The 1,420-nt window shown below is 45.7% G+C and carries 3 protein-coding genes; all 3 read right to left on the bottom strand.

What is annotated here, in order from left to right; genetic code table 11:
- The coding region (locus A3751_RS21450) for a DegT/DnrJ/EryC1/StrS family aminotransferase (protein WP_197466592.1) at positions 1-209 on the bottom strand (209 nt) is incomplete at its 3' end.
- Positions 202-669 carry an acyltransferase gene (locus A3751_RS21445; protein ID WP_068453885.1) on the bottom strand — a complete coding sequence of 156 codons (468 nt, stop codon included), beginning with the start codon at positions 667-669 and terminating at the stop codon, positions 202-204. The genes A3751_RS21445 and A3751_RS21450, both read right to left, overlap by 8 nt.
- On the bottom strand, positions 670-1,420 hold a 751-nt coding region (locus tag A3751_RS21440), incomplete at its 5' end, for a Gfo/Idh/MocA family protein (protein ID WP_068458825.1).

Here is a 1,420-nt window from a genome sequence, read left to right as displayed (position 1 = left end):
AAAGCTTCAATCGCAATTTCCAGAGCATCCGTACCATTCCCCACCCCTAGACAATGCTCCACTTGGCAATACTCTGCGAAAGCACTCTCAAACGCTTGAACATACTTACCGCCAACAAACGCAGTTTCGGAGATGACAGATGCGATTGCCTTATCAATATCTGATCTAATCGATTCATACTGCTGCTTAAGATCAAGAAACTTAACCATTTAGATTCCTTATTTTTTTAGCCGGGTTGCCAGCATAAATACCAGGCTCATTTATATCCTTCGTCACCACTGCGCCTGCACCAATCACAACATTGGAACAAATTCTCACCGGCAAAATTGTGCAGTTAGAACCAATTGAAACATTGTCACCTATAACCGTGCATAACCACTTACTTTTGTCGCCGCCAGCAGGGCCGCCATCAGAAAACAAGTCATTAATAAACATAACACCATGGCCTACGAAACAATCCCGGCCAATATCAACCAACTCACAGATAAATGTATGCGACTGCACCTTCGTTCGATCGCCAATAGTGACGTCTTTTTGGATCTCAACAAAAGGGCCAACGAAGACTCCGTCACCTAAAGCACACCCATATATATTTGCAGGCTGCACGATGGTGACATTCTCACCAAACTGCACATTGACGATGGCAACGTGCTTCTCTTTAAAAGACATTTAAACTTTTCCAAGCTTACAGCGCTGTGGCTTGAAATGAAGATACACTTCTTTCCCGGTCTCAATTGACTCATAAATCGCGTTAATCAATTCCAGACTTTTTCGACCAACCAAACCATCAACCAAGTGTCGTTTCTCGTTCTGAATACTATCTACAACATGCTCATAATAAGCTTGGTGCCCAAAGCCATAAACATTTGGAGGATTAACAGAGTACTTGTCCATTACATCTGCATCTTCAGGTGACTCCTCCAAGAAGTTCCATACTTTCATCTGGTTGACCGCAAAGCCGCCAATTTCGATGGACCCAGTTTCGCCAAGTAACGACAATGACCCTTCAAGATCTTTCGGCCTCACTGCTGTCGTGGCCTCAATGACACCGATCGCCCCATTTTTAAAACGAAGTGTTACGACTGCCGTATCCTCTGCCTCAATATCGACTAGCGCCGTTCTACTCATTGCAAAAACGCTTTCGACATCGCCCATCATCCACTCGAGGAGGTCAATATGATGGCTTGCCTGATTCGTCAGCACTCCACCATCTAAGGCCCAAGTACCTCTCCAAGCGTCCTGATCATAATACGCCTGCGGCCTACACCATCGCACCCGCACCGTGCCCATTACCAGCTTTCCAAGTCGGCCAGCATCCAATGCCTCCCGCGCTTTTTGAACCGGCACATTGAAACGATTCTGTTTAACAACGAATAGTTTCACACCATACTTATCGCACTCGGCTATCATACGATCGGCA

It is taken from the genome of Oleiphilus sp. HI0080 (assembly GCF_001635135.1).
The sequence above is the reverse complement of the archived record's forward strand: the minus strand, read 5'-3'. Positions and strand labels throughout refer to the sequence as shown.